Source organism: Mesorhizobium sp. M1312 (genome assembly GCF_040318115.1).
In the GTDB taxonomy this organism is placed as follows: domain Bacteria; phylum Pseudomonadota; class Alphaproteobacteria; order Rhizobiales; family Rhizobiaceae; genus Mesorhizobium.
This window is the reverse complement of record NZ_JAMYLQ010000090.1, coordinates 1-1,647: the sequence shown is the minus strand read 5'-3', so window position 1 is coordinate 1,647 and position 1,647 is coordinate 1. Positions and strand designations below refer to the sequence as shown.

Here is a 1,647-nt window from a genome sequence, read left to right as displayed (position 1 = left end):
TCGGATGAGCTCCGCCGAGCGCCTCGCGGAAATCGCCAGCATTCTGGCCGCCGGCGTCATGCGTCTTCGGGCGCGACAGTCAAGCAGAGTATCTGGCGAGCGGGAGAATAGTTTCGTGGACTTCACCGCCAACCAGAGCGGTCATGCAACCGAACTCGAACCAGTGGAGAGCGGGGCATGACAGAGCAAGTGACAGGCAGGTTGGCAGCGATTAGAACAATGGACATTGTTGCGCTCAAAGGAATGTGGCGCGATCTCTTCGCCGCGGAGCCGCCGCCCTACAATCGCAAATTCCTGGAGAGCAGGCTGGCCTACCGGGTACAGGAACTCGCCTATGGCGGGCTGAAGCCGGAGACGCTGAAGCGGCTGGCTGCACTGGCCGAAGATCTAGAGCCCCGCTCGCGCGAGCGCGGTACCCGCTCTGATAACCGACCCATCGCCGGCACCAGGCTGATGCGCGAATGGCAGGGGGTGGAGCATTGCGCGACGGTCCTGGCCGACAGCTACGAATATGATGGCAGGCCCTACAAATCGCTCTCGGCAATCGCCCGCGCAATCACCGGCACACGCTGGAACGGCCTGGTCTTTTTCGGCCTGAAGAGCCAGAGGGGGAGGGCGCAATGAACGTGCACTCACCCGATAAAAAGCAGGTGGTGCGAAAGCTGCGCTGCGCCGTCTATACGCGAAAGTCCTCGGAGGAGGGGCTCGACATGGAGTTCAACTCCCTCGACGCCCAGCGAGAGGCCTGTGAAGCCTACGTCGCCAGCCAGCGGGCTGAGGGATGGGTTCTGGTGCCTGATCGGTATGACGATGGCGGTATCTCCGGCGCCACGCTGGAACGCCCCGGCCTGAAGCGGCTGCTGCGCGATGTCGATGCCGGCCTGGTCGACGTGGTGGTGGTCTACAAAATCGACCGGCTCTCGCGGGCGCTCACCGACTTTTCCCGGCTGGTCGAGCTGTTCGAGGCGAACAACGTCACCTTCGTATCGATCACCCAGAGCTTCAACACCACGACCTCCATGGGCCGGCTGACGCTGAACATCCTGCTTTCCTTCGCCCAGTTCGAGCGCGAGGTCATCGGCGAGCGCATCAGGGACAAGTTCGCTGCATCCAGGCGAAAGGGCATGTGGATGGGTGGCAACGTTCCATTCGGCTACCGGGTCGAGAACCGCAAGCTTTTGATCCAAGGGGATGAGGCAGCCATTGTGCGCTCGATCTTCGAGCGATTCCTGCAGATCGGTTCGGCAACCATCCTGGCGCGAACGTTGAATGCGGAGGGTCTCCGGCGCAAGAACGGGAAGGCCTTCGACAAAGGCCTGCTCTACAAGCTCCTCTCGAACAGGGTCTATATCGGCGACGCCGTCCACAAGGGCGCCAGCTATCCCGGCGAGCATCAGCCTATCATCAGCCAGGACCTTTGGGACAAGGTCCGCTCGATCGTGGCGGAAAGCCCGAGCAAGCGGGCCGGACAGAGCCGCAGGCAGACGCCAGCCTTGCTGAAGGGTCTGATCTTTGCTCCGAGCGGCTACGCCATGACACCGGCCCACACGCGCAAGAAGGGAAAGCTCTACCGCTACTACGTCACCACGAGCGTGCAGAAGCTCGGACCGGAGACATGCCCGGTCCGCCGTGTGCCGGCAGGCGAGA

At 62.6% G+C, this 1,647-nt stretch carries 3 protein-coding genes; all 3 read left to right on the top strand.

The genetic code is table 11. The features are described 5' to 3' along the window. Positions 1 to 181, top strand: a 181-nt coding sequence (locus tag NKH36_RS34630) for a hypothetical protein (RefSeq protein WP_352966300.1), incomplete at its 5' end; no start/stop codon positions are given. Next, positions 178 to 624, top strand: a complete 447-nt coding sequence (locus NKH36_RS34625; protein ID WP_352966298.1) for a DUF2924 domain-containing protein — start codon at positions 178 to 180, stop codon at positions 622 to 624. The genes NKH36_RS34630 and NKH36_RS34625, both read left to right, overlap by 4 nt. Beyond that, the coding region (locus tag NKH36_RS34620; protein ID WP_352966296.1) for a recombinase family protein at positions 621 to 1,647 on the top strand (1,027 nt) is incomplete at its 3' end. The genes NKH36_RS34625 and NKH36_RS34620, both read left to right, overlap by 4 nt.

Coding starts and splice junctions, on each gene's coding strand:
- NKH36_RS34625 (WP_352966298.1), top strand. CDS start 178: ATGACAGAGCAAGTGACAGGCAGGTTGGCAGCGATTAGAACAATGGAC.